At 47.4% G+C, this 20,326-nt stretch carries 18 protein-coding genes, 2 tRNA genes and 1 other RNA gene; 6 read left to right on the forward strand and 15 right to left on the reverse strand.

The annotated features are described in order from the left end of the window. Window positions 1–5: 5 nt before the first annotated feature. Both A4V09_RS17120 and A4V09_RS17125 read right to left on the reverse strand, forming a co-directional pair. Window positions 6–1,085 (reverse strand): 6-phosphofructokinase, encoded by a 1,080-nt coding sequence (locus tag A4V09_RS17120; RefSeq protein WP_065543405.1) that lies wholly within the window; start codon window positions 1,083–1,085, stop codon window positions 6–8. Window positions 1,086–1,301: 216 nt separating this feature from the next. Next, window positions 1,302–1,781, reverse strand: coding sequence for a hypothetical protein (locus A4V09_RS17125; protein ID WP_065543406.1), 480 nt, complete (start codon window positions 1,779–1,781; stop codon window positions 1,302–1,304). A 235-nt stretch (window positions 1,782–2,016) separates the two neighbouring features. On the opposite strand from A4V09_RS17125, the gene ffs reads away from it, so the two are divergent. Together ffs and A4V09_RS17135 are read left to right on the forward strand one after the other, a co-directional pair. After that, window positions 2,017–2,279: signal recognition particle sRNA large type (ffs, locus tag A4V09_RS17130), an RNA gene on the forward strand. A gap of 72 nt (window positions 2,280–2,351) precedes the next feature. Next, a complete protein-coding gene (locus tag A4V09_RS17135; protein ID WP_065543407.1) occupies window positions 2,352–2,966 on the forward strand; it encodes a DedA family protein in 615 nt (204 codons plus the stop codon). Window positions 2,967–2,999: 33 nt separating this feature from the next. On the opposite strand, the gene A4V09_RS17140 is transcribed toward A4V09_RS17135, so the two are convergent. From A4V09_RS17140 to A4V09_RS17150, 3 genes are all read right to left on the reverse strand, one after another. Beyond that, entirely contained in the window at window positions 3,000–3,857 is an 858-nt protein-coding gene (locus A4V09_RS17140; protein ID WP_065543408.1) for a homocysteine S-methyltransferase family protein, read from the reverse strand. Beyond that, entirely contained in the window at window positions 3,838–4,335 is a 498-nt protein-coding gene (gene tadA, locus A4V09_RS17145) for a tRNA adenosine(34) deaminase TadA (protein ID WP_065543409.1), read from the reverse strand. Before tadA ends, A4V09_RS17140 begins: the two co-directional genes overlap by 20 nt. A gap of 663 nt (window positions 4,336–4,998) precedes the next feature. Continuing rightward, window positions 4,999–5,086 (reverse strand) — tRNA-Ser (locus A4V09_RS17150). A gap of 147 nt (window positions 5,087–5,233) precedes the next feature. Between A4V09_RS17150 and A4V09_RS17155 the strand changes: the two genes are divergently transcribed. After that, window positions 5,234–5,929: an anaerobic ribonucleoside-triphosphate reductase activating protein gene (locus A4V09_RS17155; RefSeq protein ID WP_065543410.1), complete on the forward strand. Its 696-nt coding sequence runs from the start codon at window positions 5,234–5,236 to the stop codon at window positions 5,927–5,929. Here A4V09_RS17155 and A4V09_RS17160 read toward each other — a convergent pair. Beyond that, a complete protein-coding gene (locus A4V09_RS17160; RefSeq protein ID WP_065543411.1) occupies window positions 5,888–8,374 on the reverse strand; it encodes a DUF6128 domain-containing protein in 2,487 nt (828 codons plus the stop codon). The genes A4V09_RS17155 and A4V09_RS17160 overlap by 42 nt on opposite strands. A gap of 175 nt (window positions 8,375–8,549) precedes the next feature. On the opposite strand from A4V09_RS17160, the gene A4V09_RS17165 reads away from it, so the two are divergent. Beyond that, window positions 8,550–8,623: transfer RNA gene (locus A4V09_RS17165), tRNA-Pro, on the forward strand. A gap of 87 nt (window positions 8,624–8,710) precedes the next feature. Here A4V09_RS17165 and A4V09_RS27015 read toward each other — a convergent pair. From A4V09_RS27015 to A4V09_RS17180, 3 genes are all read right to left on the reverse strand, one after another. Next, window positions 8,711–8,980 carry a DUF5131 family protein gene (locus A4V09_RS27015; protein WP_157123518.1) on the reverse strand — a complete coding sequence of 90 codons (270 nt, stop codon included), beginning with the start codon at window positions 8,978–8,980 and terminating at the stop codon, window positions 8,711–8,713. A 131-nt stretch (window positions 8,981–9,111) separates the two neighbouring features. Then, window positions 9,112–10,059 carry an AEC family transporter gene (locus tag A4V09_RS17175; protein WP_065543413.1) on the reverse strand — a complete coding sequence of 316 codons (948 nt, stop codon included), beginning with the start codon at window positions 10,057–10,059 and terminating at the stop codon, window positions 9,112–9,114. A gap of 182 nt (window positions 10,060–10,241) precedes the next feature. Then, complete coding sequence (locus A4V09_RS17180) at window positions 10,242–11,264, reverse strand: LacI family DNA-binding transcriptional regulator (protein ID WP_065543414.1); 1,023 nt, start codon at window positions 11,262–11,264, stop codon at window positions 10,242–10,244. 341 nt (window positions 11,265–11,605) lie between these two features. On the opposite strand from A4V09_RS17180, the gene A4V09_RS17185 reads away from it, so the two are divergent. Then, window positions 11,606–12,985, forward strand: a complete 1,380-nt coding sequence (locus A4V09_RS17185; RefSeq protein WP_171286940.1) for an RsmB/NOP family class I SAM-dependent RNA methyltransferase — start codon at window positions 11,606–11,608, stop codon at window positions 12,983–12,985. Here the strand turns inward: A4V09_RS17185 and A4V09_RS17190 are convergent. The 6 genes from A4V09_RS17190 to A4V09_RS17215 form a co-directional block, all read right to left on the reverse strand. After that, window positions 12,982–13,791 carry a hypothetical protein gene (locus tag A4V09_RS17190; protein ID WP_065543415.1) on the reverse strand — a complete coding sequence of 270 codons (810 nt, stop codon included), beginning with the start codon at window positions 13,789–13,791 and terminating at the stop codon, window positions 12,982–12,984. The genes A4V09_RS17185 and A4V09_RS17190 overlap by 4 nt on opposite strands. Continuing rightward, a complete protein-coding gene (locus A4V09_RS17195) occupies window positions 13,784–14,395 on the reverse strand; it encodes a GTP-binding protein (protein WP_065544842.1) in 612 nt (203 codons plus the stop codon). The genes A4V09_RS17190 and A4V09_RS17195 overlap by 8 nt, the downstream gene beginning before the upstream one ends. A 22-nt stretch (window positions 14,396–14,417) precedes the next feature. Continuing rightward, the gene (locus tag A4V09_RS17200) at window positions 14,418–15,452 is read right to left on the reverse strand and encodes a uroporphyrinogen decarboxylase family protein (protein WP_065543416.1); all 1,035 of its coding nucleotides are present in this window, start codon (window positions 15,450–15,452) and stop codon (window positions 14,418–14,420) included. Between the two features lie 277 nt (window positions 15,453–15,729). After that, the gene (spoVG, locus tag A4V09_RS17205; protein ID WP_065543417.1) at window positions 15,730–16,017 is read right to left on the reverse strand and encodes a septation regulator SpoVG; all 288 of its coding nucleotides are present in this window, start codon (window positions 16,015–16,017) and stop codon (window positions 15,730–15,732) included. Between the two features lie 85 nt (window positions 16,018–16,102). Next, window positions 16,103–17,218, reverse strand: coding sequence for a glucose-1-phosphate adenylyltransferase subunit GlgD (gene glgD / locus A4V09_RS17210; RefSeq protein WP_065543418.1), 1,116 nt, complete (start codon window positions 17,216–17,218; stop codon window positions 16,103–16,105). Further along, on the reverse strand, window positions 17,215–18,489 hold the full coding sequence (locus A4V09_RS17215) for a glucose-1-phosphate adenylyltransferase (RefSeq protein WP_065543419.1): 1,275 nt from the start codon (window positions 18,487–18,489) through the stop codon (window positions 17,215–17,217). Before A4V09_RS17215 ends, glgD begins: the two co-directional genes overlap by 4 nt. A gap of 239 nt (window positions 18,490–18,728) precedes the next feature. Between A4V09_RS17215 and murC the strand changes: the two genes are divergently transcribed. Beyond that, on the forward strand, window positions 18,729–20,108 hold the full coding sequence (gene murC / locus A4V09_RS17220; RefSeq protein WP_065543420.1) for a UDP-N-acetylmuramate--L-alanine ligase: 1,380 nt from the start codon (window positions 18,729–18,731) through the stop codon (window positions 20,106–20,108). The last annotated feature ends 218 nt before the right edge of the window (window positions 20,109–20,326 follow it).

Here is a 20,326-nt window from a genome sequence, read left to right on the forward strand (position 1 = left end):
TTCAGTTAATCCCCGAAGCTTATACCGATCCTCTTTGCAGCTTTGATCAGCTGGTCCTCCGGAGATACCATCTTCAGTTTGCCGGCGCATTCCTGAAGCGGGACTTTTTTTATCTTGCCGTTGACGATTCCCACCATGTAGCCGTATTCATCTTTTAAGATCAGGCCTGCGGCTGCAGAACCCATATGGGTGGAGAGCACCCGGTCATACGGGCATGGACTTCCGCCTCTCTGCATATGTCCCGGAATGGTAATGCGGATATCCAGATCCAGCTTTTCCTTTAATTCTGCTTCCAGTTTATAGGAAACGGACGGATATTTCTTTGCATTTTCTTCCATCTTTTTCTTCAGCTCTTTTTTGGGAAGTGCTGCGTCTTCTTTGGAAACCGCGCCTTCCGCCACTGCCAGGATCGTAAAGCCTTTTCCGGCTCTGTTCCTCTTCCTGACTGCGTCAGCTATTTTATCAATATCATATGGGATTTCAGGAATCAGGATAATGTCAGCGCCGCCTGCAATACCTGCGTGCAGGGTCAGCCATCCTACTTTATGTCCCATGACCTCCACAATAAAAATACGGCTGTGGGATGCTGCCGTTGTGTGGATGCAGTCGATTGCCTCTGTGGCAATATTCACTGCGCTCTGGAATCCAAATGTCATATCGGTTCCCCAGATGTCATTGTCTATGGTCTTGGGAAGGTGGATGATATTCAGTCCCTCTTCTCTCAGCATGTTGGCTGTCTTCTGGGTTCCATTGCCTCCCAGGATCACCAGACAGTCCAGACGCAGCTTGTAATAAGTCTGCTTCATAGCTTCAACCTTATCAAGCCCTCTGTCATCCGGTACACGCATCAATTTAAAAGGCTGGCGTGAGGTACCCAGGATCGTACCGCCTCTTGTGAGGATTCCTGAGAAATCCTTGGCTGAGAGCATTCTGTAATCCCCGTATATCAATCCTTTATATCCATCATCAAAACCGTAGACCTCCAGGTCGTCCAGATTGGAAGCTAAACCTTTCACAACGCCGCGCATGGTAGCATTGAGTGCCTGACAGTCACCGCCGCTTGTTAACAAACCGATTCTCTTCATAAATATTTCACATCCCATCTTATGATATAGTGTTTACTAAAATACACATGCTGAGTTTAAAAGGTAAACTCAGTTTGTTCTGCCAATTCCTCTCCCACTAATGGCGGATGGGAGCCTCCTCGCATTTGGGGTGCATGAATCACTCACCTGCATCCATTATAGCTTATTTTATTTTCTATCACAACTCAAAATTTTCTTTTTGGCAAATGTGCCGCCTCAGGGTTTATCACTGGAAAATACCGGAACTGCAGTGCCAAAGTCTTTTTCTGTGTTTTTTACTGTGAGCTGGAAGACCACATGGTCATTTGGCGGCAGTTGTGCAAGTTTAAGGGGCGTCTGCAGGGCCTGTCCGCTGCTGTACAAAGTACCGGCCTTTGCCAGCTCCCACGTGATGCCCTCTGCTGCCTGCATGGTAAAGTAGTATGCCTCCTCTTCCTCCCCTGTATTCCAGATGGAGAATACCTGGCTCCTCTCCTCCCCGGGTTCCATATCTTCAAAAGATAGGAAAGGCTGTTCTGTGACAACGAACTCCGGCTGGTCCGGGAGCACCTCTACGTTTTGCGGTTCGTTTTGCAGAACTGCTGCCTCTATTTTTTTGCTCCCGCTCATTTTCGGAAATCTTCCGGTGGCGGTATAGGGCATGGTCTGGCTTGCAACGGCGCACAGAACCCATAATATAATCTTTTTTCTTCTCATATACTTGTCCTCCTTTTATATTTTATGCATAAGAAGGAAGTTTATTGCATAAAAAGAAAACGGACAGGTATGCGGCCTGTCCGTTTTCTTTCGTTGAGGAATTCAAATTACATTAACACATTTATGGTCGATATTTATTATACTACACTTCTCTGCTTTTGTAAAGTGCGGTACCAAATTTTTTTCCTTTCTTTTTCATTGACAAACCGTTCAAAAACCGATATACTTTTAGATACCGTGCAGCCGGGGAGATAGCGGTGCCCTGTACCTGCAATCCGCTACAGCAGGGGTGATGCCAAATCTGAGGGGCTTTCTTTGCGGAGCTGCCCTTTATAAGTGGCGCTGACGTCTGGGTCTTGCGCAACAGAACTCTACGAATCGTGTCAGGTCAGGAATGAAGCAGCACTAAGTAGAATCTTCTGTGTGCCGTGAGGGTGCCTGGGCCGAGTTAACTGTAGAGGTAACGTCCGTGAAGGGGTTTCGAGGTGCGGCGCACGGTGAAAAAGAATAGAATAACCTCCACTGTATCGTCATAAGATGAAAGAGACGATTACAGCGGAGGTTTTTTTGATGAGTTATTGGATGATGCACATAATGGATGCCTACGGGTACCTGGGGATCGCTCTCCTGATCCTGGTTGAGAACCTGTTCCCCCCTATTCCTTCAGAAGTCATACTGACCTTCGGTGGTTTTATGACAACATATACAAAGATGAATATTATCGGTGTTGTGCTCTCCTCCACTGTGGGCAGTGTGTTCGGCGCCATTCTTCTGTACCAGATCGGCCATTTGGTCCCACAGGAAAAACTGGAGTCTCTTCTGGAAGGCAGAGTCGGAAAAATACTTCATTTTAAGCCTGAGGATGTGGGCAGCGCTATGGAATGGTTTGACAGCAAAGGAAACTACACGGTTCTCTTCTGCCGGTTTATTCCCATTGTGCGGAGCCTTATTTCCATTCCCGCAGGTATGGCTCATATGAATCTTGGTACTTTTCTGTCTCTGACTACAATCGGCAGTTTTATCTGGAACCTGGTACTTGTCACCCTGGGAGCCATTGCAGGAACTTCCTGGCAGAAGGCGGCTGAGTGCCTGGGCACTTATACCCAGGTGGCCCGTGTCGTGATTCTTGTCTTCGTTTTAGTCGGCATTTTAGTTTACATAAAAAGGCGTTTCCTTCAGAAATGAGGGAAACGCTTTTCTTAATTTCAATACTTTTACTTATTTCAGAACTTCCGCCAGTTTCCTGATATACTCAGGGGTAGTTCCGCAGCATCCGCCCACAATATCCGCACCGGCCTCTGCAAGGGTTTTCATATGCCTTGCAAATTCTTCCGCGCCCATGGAATAAACCGGATTTCCTTTTTCATCAATCACAGGCATCCCTGCATTCGGTTTTACAATGACAGGAATGCAAACTCTTTCCCTTATATTTTTCACAACCGAAACCAACTGGTCCGGGCCTGTGGAACAGTTAATTCCCACAGCATCTGCCCCCATCTGCTCCAAAGACTCCACTGCCTCATAAATATTTCCGCCAAAGAATAAACTGCCGTCAGATTCCACGGTCAGGGTACACATAACCGGCAACTCACACACCGCGGCAGCGGCATCCAACACCGCCATCACTTCGTCCACCCCCAGCATAGTCTCCGCGATCAGCAAATCCACACCTGCGTCCGCCAGAACAGTTATCTGTTCCTTGTATGCCTCAAATAATTCTTCATAAGGCACATCCTGCTTCCCGGTCGTAGTCAGGTCCCCTGCAACATAACACTGCTCACCCACTGCCTCCCTGGAAATGCGTACAAGTCCACGGTTCAGTTCGTCCACCTTATCTTCCAGCCCGTGATTGGCAAGGCTTATCCTGTTTGCTGAAAATGTGGGAGCATAGACCACCCGGGATCCTGCCTCGCGGTACTCTCTCTGCAGTTTCTGCAGCACCTGGGGATTTTCATATACCCACTGCTCTGAGCAGACACCTCTGGGCATTCCTTCTTTCATGAGATTGGAGCCTGTGGCTCCGTCTAAAAGCAATGTTTTGGCCTGCACCAGTTCTCTAAATTCCTGTTTTGTCATGACATTTCTCCTTTGCTTTTGCTTTTTCTTTCCTCAATTCCCGGAAGAAGCCGCTGAGCATAGCACTGCACTCTGCTTCCAGCACACCCCGTTCTACTTCTGTCTTATGGTTAAACCCATCCATTTCCAACAAGTTTAACACCGATCCGGCACACCCGGCTTTTGGGTTCATGCTGCCGATCACCACTTTATCAATTCTGGCCTGTACAATGGCGCCGGCACACATCTGGCAGGGTTCCAGTGTAACATACAGGGTACACCCCTCAAGCCTCCAGTCCCCCAGATTTTTGCTGGCCTTCCGTATGGCATTCATCTCCGCATGGGAGGTAGTGTTTCTATCAGTATTTCTTCGATTATAGCCTCTGGCTATTATTCTGCCCTCATATACGATCACACAGCCGATGGGAACCTCCCTCAGGGCGTAAGCTTTTTTCGCCTGCTTAATGGCTTCCTTCATATACTTCTCCTGTATATCCATCTCACGATCCGCCTTTCTGTATGATTTTAAATGCAGCAGTTCCGTGCACAGCTACTTTTGAATTATACTACACCCTGCTTTTGTAACGCAATAGTCAACAACATTCCCGTATCAAAGTCTTTCCCATTTCTTTCATAAATTCTTCAAAAATTTCAGAAAAGCTTTATGGTGCCGTCATAAATTACTCATATTTCTTGGATATACTGTAATTGTCAGCAAGGAGGACGGCCATAACAGCCCAACCTCAGAAAAAAGCCAACTGACTTATTTATATAGATTTTTCTTTTCCCTCCCTCTTTTGCCGGTACTTCGCAGAGTACCGGCTTTTTCCTGTCCTAAAATGCCTTTTGTTTCCTCTTCAGACTCTTTTTCATTATTTTTAAAATGTTTCAGAAAAGCTTTATATCCTTGTCACATATTCCTCACATTTACAAGTTATACTTTAATTGTTGTTGAAGAAGACAGCAGCTGCATTACAGTGATATATGTGGCTGCCGGGCTTCGCCTAATAAAACCAACTGACTTATTTTTATATAGATTTTTCTTTTCCCCCTCTTTTGCCGGTGCCTGCCAAGGTGCCGGCCTTTTATTTATGATCACAGGAGATCATCAAGCCCCTGCAGGGTAAAGAAAAAACCCGCTGGTCATGCGGGTTTCAGGCAGCGGAGACGGTGGGATTCGAACCCACGTGCCGGTTACCCGGCAACTTGATTTCGAGTCAAGCTCGTTATGGCCGCTTCGATACGTCTCCATACTTGTCCATTATAAAGCCCGGCAGCTTTCCGGTCAAGTATAAATATGAGTTTTCCCTGGTAAAAGCTCCCTGTGTATAGTAAAATATAAAGTATCAGCAAAGGACTTACTGTCCTGTCCAAACGATGCCTAAAGGGGGATTTTTATGCCAATCAATGGTTTTAACAAAACAACGCTTCTTGACTATCCCGGCAAAATAGCTGCCACCATTTTTCTGGGAAGCTGCAACTTCAGATGTCCCTTCTGCCACAACAGCGGGCTTGTCCTCTCACCCGGTGAACAGCCGGTGATTCCCATGGAGGACGTTCTTAAAGTTCTGAAAAAACGTCAGGGGATTCTGGAGGGTGTCTGCATCACAGGAGGCGAACCCACGCTGGACAAGGATATTTTCTGCCTCATTGATAAAATAAAAGAGCTTGGCTACCCGGTCAAACTGGATACCAACGGCTCCCACCCCTGGATTCTGAAAAAACTGATAAACAACAAAATGGTGGACATGGTTGCCATGGACATCAAATCATCCAAAGAATCTTATGCCAGGGTTGCCGGCAGTAAAAATCTGGATTTAAAGCCAATCTGTGAGTCCGTGGATTTCCTTATGTCCGGAAAGATCCCCTATGAATTCAGAACCACTGTAGTCAGGGAACTGCATACCCGGGAAGATTTCCGCTCTGTCGGAAAATGGCTTGCCGGGTGCAGTGCTTACTACCTCCAGGCCTATAAGGACTCCCCTGAAGTCATAAGGCCTGGATTCAACAGCTATTCTAAAAGGGATCTGGATTATTTCTGTCTTATACTGTCAAGAACGATTCCTGCGGTTTATATCAGGGGTGTCGATTAAACGGTACCAGTAGCCAAAACGCGGCGAGGAAGCTTTTCCCTGCGTTTTGGCCGCTTTAAAGTTGGGGAACCCAAACATGCCGGCCATGAGACATTCCTGCCTGTCGTAAACGCCCGGAACACCGAGTATGTACCGGCCGTCATCTCTTCTCCTTCCAAGGAGCAGATGATGATAGCGGTAATATCCATGCCTCAGGAAATTATTGTTCATAAGCCCTCTGTCTCTTCTTGCCAGGATCCGCAGCTCCGCAGGTGTTATCTGCCTGCAATCCACAATCTCCCCATCTGAAAACGGTGCAAATACGGCAGGCTGTCTGGCTGCCTGTGCAGACTGTTCATGAAGCTCTCCCGCTTCCGGTTTTTGTACCTTCTTTTTCGATACTTCTTTTTCCATTTCTCTCATGTTGCGGATGGCATCCTCATCCTGGTCCAGCTCTTCCAGAAGATTGATCTCATCTCCTTCATTTTCCCCCTCAGGGTTCCATGTGGTCTTTTCCGCTGCATCTTCATCGTCAGCAGCCTCAATCCGCATTCCGCCGTTTGGATACTGGTCTCCCCCGAAGATTTCATTATTGATAGTTTCCCGATACAGCTCTTCCTCCGTGTAAGGCGGCATATCCGTATCCGGAATGGTGGTGTCCATATTCCGTTCTGTCTCTATGGCATTCCTGCCACCTGTAGGCGGTTCCGGGGACCGCGCTGCGTTTTCTGTCTCAGGGGAAAATACCGCCGCATCTTCCCGTCCGGTCTGTTCCTCCTGCCTGGGCATAGGCTGTTCATCCTCAGAATAATGAGACGGTATAAAAGCCCCTCTCTCGTTTATACGCGCCGGCATGTAAGGGTCCGCCCCCATCTGTGAAGGCCTATTCATACGCCTGCCCGGCGTGCCGGTGCGATTCCCCCGGTCTGCCTTGGACGGATACTCCGGTTCTTCCCAGTCTGCATTCCGTGATGTATTATTTCCTCCCCGGTCTGCATTTGGCGGATAGGCCGGCTCTTCCCAGTCCGCATTCCGTGATCTATTATTTCCTCCCCGGTCTGCGTTTGGCGGATAGGCCGGCTCTTCCCAGTCCGCATTCCGTGATGTATTGTTTCCTCCCCGGTCTGCGTTTGGCGGATAGGCCGGTTCTTCCCAGTCCGCATTCCGTGATGTATTGCTTCCCCACCTGCCTGCATTCCCGGGAGTATCCCGTTCCCACATACCCGCATTCCGTGGAGTATCCCGTTCCCACATACCTGCATTTGGCTGGGCAGCCGGTTCTTCCATGTCTGTATTCGGCAGTATAGTCCGACCATCCATACCCGTGCCTGCGTGTGTCCCCTGTTCATACGTTCCTGGGTTCGACGTGTCACTCCGTTCATCCATTCCTGCATTCGGCGGCACGATCCGTTCATCCATTCCTGCATTCGGCGGCACGATCCGTTCATCCATTCCTGCATTCGGCGGCACGATCCGTTCATCCATTCCTGCGTTCGGCGGTAGGATCCGTTCATCCATTCCTGCATTCGGCGGCACGATCCGTTCATCCATTCCTGCGTTCGGCGGCACGATCCGTTCATCCATTCCTGCGTTCGGCGGCACGATCCGTTCATCCATTCCTGCGTTCGGCGGCACGATCCGTTCATCCATTCCTGCGTTCGGCGGCACGATCTGCTTATCCATTCCCGTATCCGGTGACATGCTCTGCCCGCCCCTGCCTGTATTCGGGGGTATAACCCGCTCATCCATACCTGCTTCCGGCGGTGCAGCCGCCTCATCCATATGCTGGTCCAGCGGACTGACCGGTTCATCCATGTTCGCATTGGGCGGGTAAATCCGTTCTCCCATGCTGCCGTCTGATGGATACCCCTCTTCTTCCGGGGGTAACTCATCTTGTTCCTCCCCGGAATACCCTGACGATCCATTGAGGTTTTCCTCTGCCTCCATAAGAGCCTGTGATGCTGCTACCCCTTCCGGCACTTGCTCCTCATGCATCCCGGAGGTCTTTTCTTTCCGCACACTGCCTGCCCTCTCAGAGGCTCTGTCCGCTTTCCGGGAGGGCTCCTTCTGCATCTTCGGAAGGCGTATTTCTTCCAGACGCACCGGTTTGTCATCCCATCCCGTACCATACATCATTCCGTCACCTGTCAGCATGATCAAACCGCTCAGATCATTCAAACCGTAGGCCGTGCCTCCCAGCCCCTGTTCAGGCACCTCAGTCTGAAATTGCACCGTATCACCGGCAAGGTCGCATTCTCCCAGATAAATGCCTTCACAGCCCTGCTCTTTTCTCACAAACCCGTATATCTTACAGGGGGCCTCCTCTCTCCCATAAATACCTGTGATCCGGTAGTTCATGCGGCACTTGCCGTCCCGGGCTTCTACTTTGATAAAACCCTTTCCATTTCCTTTCTTTCCATCTGGGTACTCATATACATACGCAACAAATCGCCGATATCCAGCCAAATTTTCTTTCTCCAATACCAATTATTCCGTAAAGTATATGAGCGAAAAAAACTTTTAGAACTAAGCATAAAAACCAAACGGAAAAGTTTTTGAAAAAAACGCAAAAAAATGTTGACATTTCTGCCACCATTATATATAATAACAAATGCTGAATGACACAGCCGAAATAAAATAACGAAGCGTGGCTCAGTTTGGTAGAGCGCTGCGTTCGGGACGCAGAGGTCGCGTGTTCGAATCACGTCGCTTCGACTTTCAGCAATGGTTAAAAACACCGGGTTTCTCGAATCCGGTGTTTTTTTTGCCTATCTCTCTGCTGCCTAACATTTTCTCAGCCTATCAAAACAATCGTTTCCCATCTGCAATATGAATATCCAGCTCTTTTGCCAAACCGGTCTGCTTGAACGGATTTACTTTTTTCACTTTACCGTCACGTTTTAAAAAAGGCCCTGTATTCCTGGCATTCTTTCTCACAGGCCAATCGAATTTATCTGTTTTTTGGATGGTGTTTTGACCGTAATGTTTGGCGTGCAGCCCATAAAAATAGCAGTTCGTGCAGCCATCACTTAATTTGTAACAGCCTGTCCAGGGTTCCCAGTTCATATGCATTCTCCTTATTGTTCTGTTTTCTATTCGTTCTTTGAAAATATTGTATAATATATTCCCGCTCTGTTATAGTAAAAATCCAACATGATCCTTGCATATCTTTAAGTGCTGATCATACATCCGCCTATATAAGATCAATTGAGAAGACCCATCTGCCTGAGGATAAAGATCGTAACAAACAGCGTAAATATGGAGACTATGCTGCTGAATACCACAAGCTGCCCTGCCAGTTGTTCATCCGCGCCTGCCTGCTGGGCCATGATATAGCTGGATACCGCAACCGGTGTCTGATATGCCAGAAGTGCTGCCAGCAGATCAGAATTACGGTACCCCATTGCCACCACAATGGGGATAAAGATAAGGGGAAGTATTACCATCTTAACTAAAATCACACATCCCGCAGTTTTCAGGTTCCCTTTTATCTTGGAAAAATCAAAATCTCCTCCCAGGATGAGAAATGCAATAGGGGTTGCCAGTTTTGCCAGATCATTCAGTGTGGTATCTGCCGCCTTGGGAAGTTTGATTCCTGACAGAGAGGCTATGATCCCCAGAACGGAGGCAAGGATCAACGGATTTTTCAGAATACCGATGATAACTTTCTTGAAATCCCGCTCCCTTTTCCCTCCGAAAAAAGACAGGGCGGTCACTGCCAGGAAGTTATACATGGGTACCAGGACCGCACTTAAAATTGCCGCTGTGGCTGTATTGGCAGAGCCATACATATTTTCCACCACTGCTACTCCGAATATCACATAATTACTTCTGAAGATTCCCTGGATCACCACTCCCTGCTGATTTTCCTTTTTCACCACCCTGGGAACAATGAGACACAGAAGTGCAAACAAAAGAAGCAGGCTTCCGGCCGCAAAAATACAAAGCCCGCCCTGCATCTGTTCTCTGATATTACTCCGGTAAATATTTTTAAACAGCATACACGGCAGAAACACCTTGAACACAAGAGTATTTGCTTTCTTCAGCAGGTCTTTATCTGCAAGATTTGTATAGTTGGCAATCAAATAGCCTATTACCATCAGAAAAAATAATGGCGCTATAACATTAAACGACAATATAATATTTTCCATTTCTGTGCCTCCGGGCGGTGTATCCGCATGATTGTCTATTATACTCTGTACTCTTTACTTGTGCAATTCCCTTCCGGCGCAGATCATACCTTTCCTATTCAGTTGTCCTTTCCCCCTTTTACTTTATTTAACTCTTTTTTTACTTTCATGGAAAAGCACATAAAAACAGAGGCCTGGGTCCATCATTCAAGCCTCTTAACACTTTCCCTCTCACTTAAACTGGAAGGTATCGCTATCTTCATAGGCGGTACCCTGCTTTCCAGCAGCTCTCTTCTTAAAAGTCTTACCGCTTCCAAAGCCATCTCCCCCAAATGAATACTGATACTTGAAAGCTGTGGCTGCATCAGTGTTGCCAGCACTGTGTCATTATAGCTTAAAATACTGAAATCCTCAGGCACCCGGTATCCTAACTGCTGGATTCCCTGCATCACGCCAATGGCGGCAGCCTCATTGAAGGTAAAAAACGCCGTGGCAGGGTTCTTTTCCTCCTTCAGGTAAGCAATCATCTTTTCCAGTACAGCGGACGCCTCTCTGTCTGTATCAACAAAATCCGCCTTTAAATCTTTCCTGTAATACTTCATGTATTCCTGAAATATTTTTCTGCGCTTCTCCGGCGCATCACTGCCCAAAGAATCCGGGGACATTACAGGGCCCACAAAGGCAATGGTTTTGTGGCCCATCCCGGCCAGATAATCCACGCCCTGGTGAATCCCCACCTGAAAATTTGGCACCACAGAACTGAATCGCTCCTCATAGGGAGAGGAATCCAGGAATACGATCTGATTCGACCACTGTTCCATGGCATGGATCTGTGCCTCATCAAACTGTCCCACAGCTATCACGCCGTTCAGTCCTGACTGGCTGTTGCTCTTATAGCAGCCCTCCTCCTCATCATACTGAAGGGTTACTGTCTCTAATCCTTCTTCAAAGCAACACTTATCCAGGCTGCTTTTCAGGTAAAGATAATAAGGGTCATCCAGCTTCATCCGGGAGTCCATCATTTCAATAATCCCGATTCTGAGCTGGGCCGCTTTCCTGCGGCTGCTCCTGACACTCTTACTTTCGTAGTCCAGCTTGCCGGCTACCCTCAGTATCTCTTCCCTGGTGCTGTCCGTCACACTGAGGGAAGCATCATGATTCAGCACTCTGGAAATCGTAGCTATGGAATAACCGGTCAGCTCAGAGATTTCTTTTAGTGTAGCCATATCACTCACTCCGTTTATCTTCTCGTAGTTTGTAACTGTTCAGTGTCTTGATCTGCTGAATAGTTATTATAATTTTACTTGTTTTGCCTCTGTCTTTTACTTAATATAAATCATATCATTTTTATCTTTTATTTACAAGAAAATACTGGAAGAACCGTACGGATCCGCATTCGGAATGTGACTCCCTGCCATTTTGACCATTTCATGGCACCATAATGGCCCGAAGGGATATTTCTGTAGCGCAATAAAAACCTTCATGTTATAATAAGTCCCAAACGTAACAGTGCAGACTGTTGAACTGTTACTCCAAAACAACAGATCCCACAAAAAAGGAGACCGTTATGATCGAACAACTCCCCAAAGCTTTCCTCACCCGTATGGAGGATATGCTTCAGGATGAATATACTGCATTTTTAAAAAGCTATGAAAATCCCCGGCATTTTGGCCTCAGAGTCAATACCCTGAAAATATCCGTGGAGGAATTTCTAAAAATCAGCCCTTTCTCCCTGACACCTGTGCCCTGGACCCCAAACGGCTTTTACTTTGAGGAAACAGACCATCCGGCAAAACATCCCTACTATGCAGCTGGTCTGTATTATCTGCAGGAACCCAGTGCAATGGCTCCTGCTGCCCTTCTTCCTGTCACCCCAGGAGACTATGTGCTGGACCTCTGTGCAGCCCCAGGGGGGAAGGCCACAGAGCTTGGCGCCAGACTGGAGAATAAAGGTATGCTGGTTGCCAATGATATCAGCAGCTCACGGGCCAAAGCCCTACAGCGAAATATAGAGCTGTGCGGTATACCAAATTCCTTTATCACCAACGAAGTTCCTGCATCTCTGGCAAAAGCCATGCCGGAGTTTTTTGATAAAATACTGGTGGATGCCCCCTGCTCCGGGGAGGGAATGTTTAGAAAAGAGCCTGCCGTAGCCAAGACTTGGGACGAGACAAGGCCTGCATTTTTTGCCAAACTCCAGCGGGAATGTGTCTGGTCTGCCATTTCCATGCTGAAGCCCGGAGGGCTGATGCTGTATTCTACCTGCACCTTTTCCCCTGTTGAAAATGAAGGAACCATCTCCTTTATTCTGGAGGAATATCCGGATATGGAGCTTTTAGAGACGGATAGTTATAAAGGGTTTTCCAAGGGCAATCCTGCATGGGGAAATGGGGACCCGGAGCTCACCAAATGCCTCCGCATTTTCCCTCACAGAATGGATGGGGAGGGGCATTTCATGGCCCTCATGAGAAAAAAAGGCAGTTCCGGGCAGACTTTATCAGATTTCAGAACAAAACCTGATAAAGAAGCCCAAAAACTGCTGACGGAGTTTTTCGCCGGAATGGATATTCCCTTTCCCGCGGACAGAATAGAAGTGCGCAGCAGCAATGTCTACTGCCTGCCCCCTGCAAACAACCACTTCAAGGGCATCCGCTTTCTCAGAAACGGACTGTTTTTGGGGGAATTAAAGAAAAACCGTTTTGAGCCGTCCCAGCCTCTGGCCCTGGCCCTTAAAGCAGGTCAATTCCCTTCACGCCTCTGCCTTTCCCCACAGGATGAGCGCATCGGACGTTACCTGAAGGGTGAAACTCTCCCGGTGGAAAAGGGTGAATGTACAAAGGATAAGGGATGGCAGTTGATCTGCGTGGACAACTTTCCTCTTGGATTCGGAAAACTGGTGAACGGTACATTAAAAAATAAATATCCTGCCGGGTGGCGTATCCATTAACGCTCATGGAGCTGCCTGTCCATGTCCCTGAACATATCCCGGACCAGACAGCGCAGTTCCTCTTCTTTTACGCAGAATACAATAGCAGCCATATATAAAGTCAGTTCCGGCAGTTCTGAAGTCTTTTTCATCACTGTTTTGTCTGTCAGGGAGTACATTTCCACGTACTGTATCTCCACTGATGTCTTAATATGACCGATTATGCCGCCACCGCTGTCTATCTCACCGGCCAGTGCTTCCATATACCTGGCAAGCAGTTCCCCCGCCCGCTCCCGGTCCGCCGCTGTGTGATACTCTGCCGAGACCACCACAGCATTATCCTGGAGCAGGGATGTCACATATAATTTTTCTCTCTTCTGTGTGCAGGAGGGGCATTCACATACCTCACCATCATGGTGTTCATGCACATGGGTATGATGCGCCTCATGTACATGCGCATGTCCGCATCCATGACGCTCCTCTGCGTGTTCCTCTCCACATTTATGATGCTCCTCTGCATATTCCTCTCCGCATCCATGATGCTCCTCTGCATGTTCCTCTCCGCATCCATGATGCTCCTCTGCATGTTCCTCTCCGCATCCATGACGCTCCTCTGCATGTTCCTCTCCGCATCCATGATGCTCCTCTGCATGTTCCTCTCCGCATCCATGATGCTCCTCTGCATGTTCCTCTCCGCATCCATGACGCTCCTCTGCATGTTCCTCTCCGCATCCGTGATGCCCCTCGCCTTCATGTCCCGCTCCGCATCTCCGCAGATTCCTCTGCCCATCCCCGGACACCTGCAAAGTCTTTTCCTCTTTATCCATGGTCCATCACTCCCAACACAACATCCCACACATGTTCATCCACATGACCTACTGCCGTGGTGGCAATCCGCCCGGCAGCCGGGTTCATCTCCTCAATATCCTTCTCCACCCCGCTGAGGATATCCTCTGTCACCAGATCCGCCTTATTCATAAGAACCACATCTGCCCGTTCTGTCTGCCCCAGGAGAAGTTCCCGCATGGCATTCAAAAGCCGTTTCCATCTGGATACATCCACCACAGTACACACCCGTGATTCCATTCCGATCCCTGCTGCCAGATTGTCCTGGATCAAGCCCGGATATGCCAGGCCTGTTGTCTCCACGATCAGCCAGTCGGGGGCATATTCTTTCTCAATCTCATAGGCAGCGGAAACCAGCTCTCCGGCCAGGGTACAGCAGGCGCAGCCGTTAAAGAGATTTTCCACATTAAAGCCATTTCCCCTGAGAAGCTTGTCATCAATCCCTTCCCTGCCTACCTCATTTTCCAGGATCACCACCTTATAGGCACTGCCTGACCTGGAACTGTCCACCAGATACCGTGCCATCTGAAGAAGGAGGGTGGTCTTACCTGATCCCAAAAAACCGCCTAATATCAATACCTTCATACTCTTATCACTTCTTCCCGCATTACTTTTTATAGAACTCATCTCCATAACGGAACACTTCATCAAACAATACCGCATTTTTTCTAATCACTTCCGGATCATCAACGGCTCCCAGATATCCGCCGCACCAGCAGAAACCGCCCCCCGGTGCCAGCCTGTCCATGGTATCCCGCACTGCCTGGCGTATCTCTTCTTCTGTCACATTTGGATCAGCCAGATGGTCACGAGGATCAAATCCCCCCATAATGACCAGCTTGTTTCCGTATTTTTCTTTGATACCTGTCAGATCATTGCACGTCTGTGCAGGGTCCCAGGCATTAACGCCGATTGAAAGCCAGTCTTCTATAAAAGGTTCCGCCTTACCACAGTTGTGCATGGTAATGGGGATTCCCAGGTCACGTCCGAATTTTGCCTGCCTGTCGTGGAATGGCAGTACCAGATCATGGTACATCTGCCTGGAAATGAAAGGCGCCCTCCATGCGGCAGTATCATCCATCATGGTCAGCACATCAGGCTTCACATATCCAATGATCTGCCGTGTGATCTCTGTGTAAAAGTCACACATGTAATCAAACAGCGCGTACACCTCCTCCGGTTCCTCAGCCATGGCGCAGAGCCCCTCCGTAAATCCCATAAATGCCATCAGATTCTGGAAATATCCCACGTGAAGGTTCAGGGCAATGGCCGTATCCTCCCGGTTTACCCCCTGACGGTAAAAACCTTCCAACTGTTTTTTAGCCATGGCCTCCCAGTCCACCCCTTCCAGGGAAGGAGCTTTGATAACATCTCTCCACTTTGTAATGTCATCCAGTATAAATTCACCGGGCTTAGGAAGCAGCGCGTTTCCTGTCTCCCTGGTAGGAACATAGGTGACACCCCAGCAGTCCTTGCCGCCCCCCTGAAAACGGAAATACGCCACAATTTCAGGTTCCAGCATACAGGATGTGCAGGGCCTTGTCATATTGGGCATAGGACCAAAACTGTAGGTAGGCACCCACTCCGGCTGTTCCCCACGCAGAGTCATAAGATAATTTGTTTTTTCTGTCATTTTTGCCATATTGTATCCTCCTTCTTACAAACAAATGCTGTCCGGCACAATATTTACGCTTCAATCCGGACGAACAATGAATTCTTATGATTCTATTGTAACTTTTCCCACCTTCCCGCACTATGTCTGCGGGGTACAAAAATTGACTTTCTGTTTCCCTCACTTTTGTACCCTGCATTTCCTTTTCTCCACAACATGCTCTGGTGCCAGGCGGCACCAGGACCTTCCTGTGCAGCAGAAAAGCCGTCTGCAGAATGCAAACGGCTTTTCTAACTTTTCTATCTTCTTATGCTTCAGCTTCAACTTCTACAGGCTCCTCAGCGAGTACCTGTTCGTATTTTTCCAAAATGATGCCCTGGATCCTTTCACGGGTTTCAGAGTTAATCGGATGTGCGATATCCCTGTATTCACCGTCGGTTGCTTTACGGCTGGGCATGGCAATGAATAAACCTTTTTCCCCTTCGATAACCTTAATGTCATGCACTACAAATTCTTCATCAATTGTAATGGAGACAACAGCTTTCATCTTACCTTCCTTCGCAACTCTTCTTACTCTTACATCTGTGATGTTCATAAAAACCTTCCCCTTTCATATGCCATTCTTAAAAAGTCCTGCTTATGATGTCACTGCACCCTGCACACTTTTTACTTGTGTATTTTTATAGTACATAACGCTCGTTCTTTTCCACTACGATTTTAATGCCGTCCTCACCGCAATAGTAGGAATTGGCACGAATGGTATCACGGCTCTCTACGATACAGTTCTCAATGTGGGTATTATCCCCCAGATACACATCGTTGAGAATAATGGAATTCTTGATCACGCAGTTATTGCCTACAAATACTTTCTTAAACAGAACAGAGTTCTCAACCTGTCCGTTGATGATACATCCGCTGGAAACCAGGCTGTTCTTCACATCTGAACCGGGATTGTATTTTGCCGGAGGCAGATCATCTATTTTTGACTGAACTCCGGGATACTGGTTGAAGAAGTAATCTCTTACCTTTGGTTTCAGGAAGTCCATATTGGTTTTATAATAAGATTCCACAGTGGAAATATTGCTCCAGTAGGTATTGATCTTGTAACCATAGATTCTCTTCAGGTTCTTATAACGGATGAGAATATCTTTTACAAAATCATATCTGTCTTCCTGTGCACATTTTTCCAGAAGCTCAATAAGCTGTCTTCTTCTGATCACATAAATACCCGTAGAGACAGTATTTGTGCGCGTCACCATGGGTTTTTCTTCAAATTCTTCAATCCTGCTGTCCTCATTCATTTTCAGACAGCCGAATCTGGTGGTGTCATCACCATACACATCTGTGCAGACAACTGAGATGTCTGCCCGCTTTGCAATATGGTACTCCAGAACTTTATTGAAATCCAGCTTGTACACACCATCACCGGATGCGATCACCACATAAGGCTCATGGCTTGATTTGAGGAAGTTCAGGTTCTGGATCATGGCATCTGCTGTGCCTCTGTACCAGAAGCTGTTGTCAGCAGTAATGGTAGGTGTGAAGGTGTAGAGGCCTCCCTGCTTTCTTCCGAAATCCCACCATTTGGATGAGCTCAGATGCTCATTTAAGGAACGGGCATTGTACTGTGTCAGAACCGCAACTTTTTGAATATGGGAATTTGACATGTTGCTAAGCGCAAAGTCTATGCTGCGGTAACTTCCAGCGATTGGCATTGCTGCAATCGCTCTTTTCTGTGATAACTCTCTCATTTTATTGTTATTGCCGCCGGCAAGAATAATACCTATTGCTCTCATGCTGTCTCACCTTCCTTATTCAATGTTTCGCCGCTCTCCAGTACGCCGTCCGGATAGTCTTCACTTGATGTTTCACCAACAATGGCGGTGTTCTTGCCAATCTTAACATCGGACGGAATCACTGTGTTTTCTCCCACGGTTACAAGACCAAAGGAATAAACACCTGGTTTTTCTTTGTTCGGAACCTCTTCACCGATTCCCATGACTACATTGTCTCCCACTGTGACATTCTCTGCGATGATTGCCTTGTCTATCACACAATTCTCCCCAAGGAAAGATTGTTTCATGATAATGGAATCGCGCACAACCGCGCCTTTTTTGATAACGACACCTGCACCAATAACGGAATTATGTACCTCACCGTATATCTCGGTCCCTTCTCCCACAATGCTTCTCTCCACCACAGCGTCAGCAGAAATATACTGCGGGGGAATAATATCACTCTTGGTATAAATCTTCCAGAACTCTTCATATAAATTAAATTCAGGAATAATATCAATCAGCTCCATATTGGCTTCCCAATAGGAACCCAGTGTTCCAACATCTTTCCAATATCCATTGTACTCATAAGCAAACAGGCGCTGGCCTTTATCCTTGCAGTACGGAAGGATATGTTTTCCAAAGTCACATCCAGGCTGGTCTTTCAGGGCAAGGAGGGCTTCCTTCAGTACCGGCCAGCTGAAAATATAAATACCCATGGATGCCAGATTGCTCTTAGGATGCTCCGGTTTCTCCTCAAAATCCGTAACGCGTCCTGATTCATCTGTGATAGCAAGTCCAAATCGGCTTGCCTCCTCCCACGGAACGGGCATGCATGCCAGAGTAGCGTCTGCCTTGTTCGCTTTGTGGTAATCCAGCATTACCTCATAGTCCATTTTGTAAATGTGGTCGCCGCCCAGGATCAACACATAATCCGGGTTGAACTCCTCCATATATGCCATGTTCTGGTAGATAGCATTAGCAGTCCCTGTATACCATTCCGTATCCGTCTTCTTCTCGTATGGCGGAAGAATGGATACGCCTCCAACATTCTTATCGAGATCCCACGGAATACCGATGCCAATATGAGTATTCAGGCGAAGCGGCTGGTACTGTGTAAGTACACCTACGGTATCAACTCCTGAATTAATGCAGTTGCTCAGCGGGAAATCTATTATTCTGTACTTTCCCCCGAATGTTACTGCGGGTTTTGCGACTTTTGCAGTCAGTACGCCTAATCTGCTGCCTTGTCCACCTGCGAGCAACATTGCAATCATCTCTTTCTTAATCATGCAATCACCTCTTGTATATTCTATGATTTTTTTATTATACCACACTAAATCGCAATTGTGAACAATTTTAACAATTTTTTTTCGACTTTACTTTAGTTTTTGTGACATTTTACCTGCCCGTAACCATTTCTATAACTAGGGGTTTCATTTTGTACTTTTTTTAGGTATAATAAACACAAACAGTGCCCCATTGACACTGCCCCATATAATAATAAAGAAGAGAAAGGAAGCACAACTTTATGTATCAGATAGATTTTAATAAGCCGCTGCACATTCACTTCATCGGTATCGGCGGCATCAGCATGAGCGGTCTGGCTGAAATCCTTTTAAAAGAAAATTTCCCCATATCAGGTTCAGACTCCAGAAAGTCCCAACTGACTGCCCATCTGGAGAGCCTTGGTGCCGTTGTCCGCATTGGCCAGCGCGCTTCCAACATTACCGATGACATTGAGCTGGTGGTCTACACCGCAGCGATCCATGAAGATAATCCGGAATTTGCATGTGCCCGCCAGAAGGGGCTCCCCATGCTCACAAGAGCAGAGCTTCTGGGACAGATCATGAAAAACTATGAGGTACCCGTAGCGGTAGCAGGCACACACGGTAAGACCACCACCACTTCCATGATCTCACATATTCTGCTGGAAGCTGATGCTGACCCTACTATCTCTGTAGGCGGAATTCTGCCTGCCATCCACGGAAATATCCGTGTGGGCCAGTCAGAGACTTTTGTCACAGAGGCCTGTGAGTACACCAACAGTTTTCTGAGTTTTTTCCCAAAAATCAGTATTATCCTGAATATTGATGCAGACCATCTGGATTTCTTCAAAGACCTGGATGATATCCGCCATTCCTTCAAACTGTTTGCAGAGAAACTGCCCGCTGACGGAACCTTGATCATCAGCAGTGATATCCCGGACTATGAAGAGATCACGGGAGGTCTTTCCTGCGCAGTGATCACCTGCGGACTGGAGCATGAGGCTGATTATATGGCTAAGAATATTACCTTCGACGAATTCGCCCACGCATCTTTTGACTGCGTAAAGGGCAATGAGATACTTGGCCGCTTCTCCCTGTCTGTTCCCGGAACCCACAATGTTGCCAATGCCCTGTCAGCCATTGCCCTGGGGGAAAAACTGGGCCTTTCCATGGAGCACATCCGAAAGGGGCTACTGCACTTCGGCGGCACAGACCGGCGGTTCCAGTACAAGGGTAAGGTGGCCGGCGTCACCATCATCGACGACTATGCCCATCATCCCACAGAGATCGCCGCAACCCTGCAGACCGCCAAAAATTATCCACACAAAACTACCTGGTGTGTCTTCCAGCCACATACTTATACCAGGACAAAAGCCCTGCTGAATGAGTTCGCGGAAGCGCTGACCCTGGCCGACAAGGTAGTGCTGGCTGATATCTACGCAGCCCGCGAGACCGACAACCTGGGGATATCCTCCCGGATCCTGTGTGATCTGGTTGCCTCTCTTGGTACAGATGCGTATTATTTTTCCACATTTGATGAGATAGAAGAATTTTTATTAAAAAATTGTATCCACGATGATTTGTTGATAACTATGGGGGCCGGAGATGTGTATAAAATCGGCGAAAACCTGCTAGGAATGTAAAGTTATCCACATTATCCACATGCTTATACACATTTACTCCCCTATAAGCATGTGGATTTTTTTGGGTATAAGCCAGTTAACATAATAATGTAACATAATTTGATGTAAACCTTTAAAATCCACATATTTTCGACATTTTTCGGTTGCTAATAAAAATACTCCACTTTTTTATCCACATTATCCACATTATCAACATATTTTCCAACATGCCTGCGCAA

It is taken from the genome of Blautia pseudococcoides, from assembly GCF_001689125.2.
Classification (GTDB): Bacteria; Bacillota; Clostridia; order Lachnospirales; family Lachnospiraceae; genus Blautia; species Blautia pseudococcoides.

Bases quoted from the DNA above. Each gene is read 5' to 3' on its own strand.
- A4V09_RS17120 (WP_065543405.1), bottom strand. From the start codon at position 1,085: ATGAAGAGAATCGGTTTGTTAACAAGCGGCGGTGACTGTCAGGCACTC.
- A4V09_RS17125 (WP_065543406.1), bottom strand. From the start codon at position 1,781: ATGAGAAGAAAAAAGATTATATTATGGGTTCTGTGCGCCGTTGCAAGC.
- A4V09_RS17135 (WP_065543407.1), top strand. From the start codon at position 2,352: ATGAGTTATTGGATGATGCACATAATGGATGCCTACGGGTACCTGGGG.
- A4V09_RS17140 (WP_065543408.1), bottom strand. From the start codon at position 3,857: ATGACAAAACAGGAATTTAGAGAACTGGTGCAGGCCAAAACATTGCTT.
- tadA (WP_065543409.1), bottom strand. From the start codon at position 4,335: ATGGATATACAGGAGAAGTATATGAAGGAAGCCATTAAGCAGGCGAAA.
- A4V09_RS17155 (WP_065543410.1), top strand. From the start codon at position 5,234: ATGCCAATCAATGGTTTTAACAAAACAACGCTTCTTGACTATCCCGGC.
- A4V09_RS27015 (WP_157123518.1), bottom strand. From the start codon at position 8,980: ATGCATATGAACTGGGAACCCTGGACAGGCTGTTACAAATTAAGTGAT.
- A4V09_RS17175 (WP_065543413.1), bottom strand. From the start codon at position 10,059: ATGGAAAATATTATATTGTCGTTTAATGTTATAGCGCCATTATTTTTT.
- A4V09_RS17180 (WP_065543414.1), bottom strand. From the start codon at position 11,264: ATGGCTACACTAAAAGAAATCTCTGAGCTGACCGGTTATTCCATAGCT.
- A4V09_RS17185 (WP_171286940.1), top strand. From the start codon at position 11,606: ATGATCGAACAACTCCCCAAAGCTTTCCTCACCCGTATGGAGGATATG.
- A4V09_RS17190 (WP_065543415.1), bottom strand. From the start codon at position 13,791: ATGGATAAAGAGGAAAAGACTTTGCAGGTGTCCGGGGATGGGCAGAGG.
- A4V09_RS17195 (WP_065544842.1), bottom strand. From the start codon at position 14,395: ATGAAGGTATTGATATTAGGCGGTTTTTTGGGATCAGGTAAGACCACC.
- A4V09_RS17200 (WP_065543416.1), bottom strand. From the start codon at position 15,452: ATGGCAAAAATGACAGAAAAAACAAATTATCTTATGACTCTGCGTGGG.
- spoVG (WP_065543417.1), bottom strand. From the start codon at position 16,017: ATGAACATCACAGATGTAAGAGTAAGAAGAGTTGCGAAGGAAGGTAAG.
- glgD (WP_065543418.1), bottom strand. From the start codon at position 17,218: ATGAGAGCAATAGGTATTATTCTTGCCGGCGGCAATAACAATAAAATG.
- A4V09_RS17215 (WP_065543419.1), bottom strand. From the start codon at position 18,489: ATGATTAAGAAAGAGATGATTGCAATGTTGCTCGCAGGTGGACAAGGC.
- murC (WP_065543420.1), top strand. From the start codon at position 18,729: ATGTATCAGATAGATTTTAATAAGCCGCTGCACATTCACTTCATCGGT.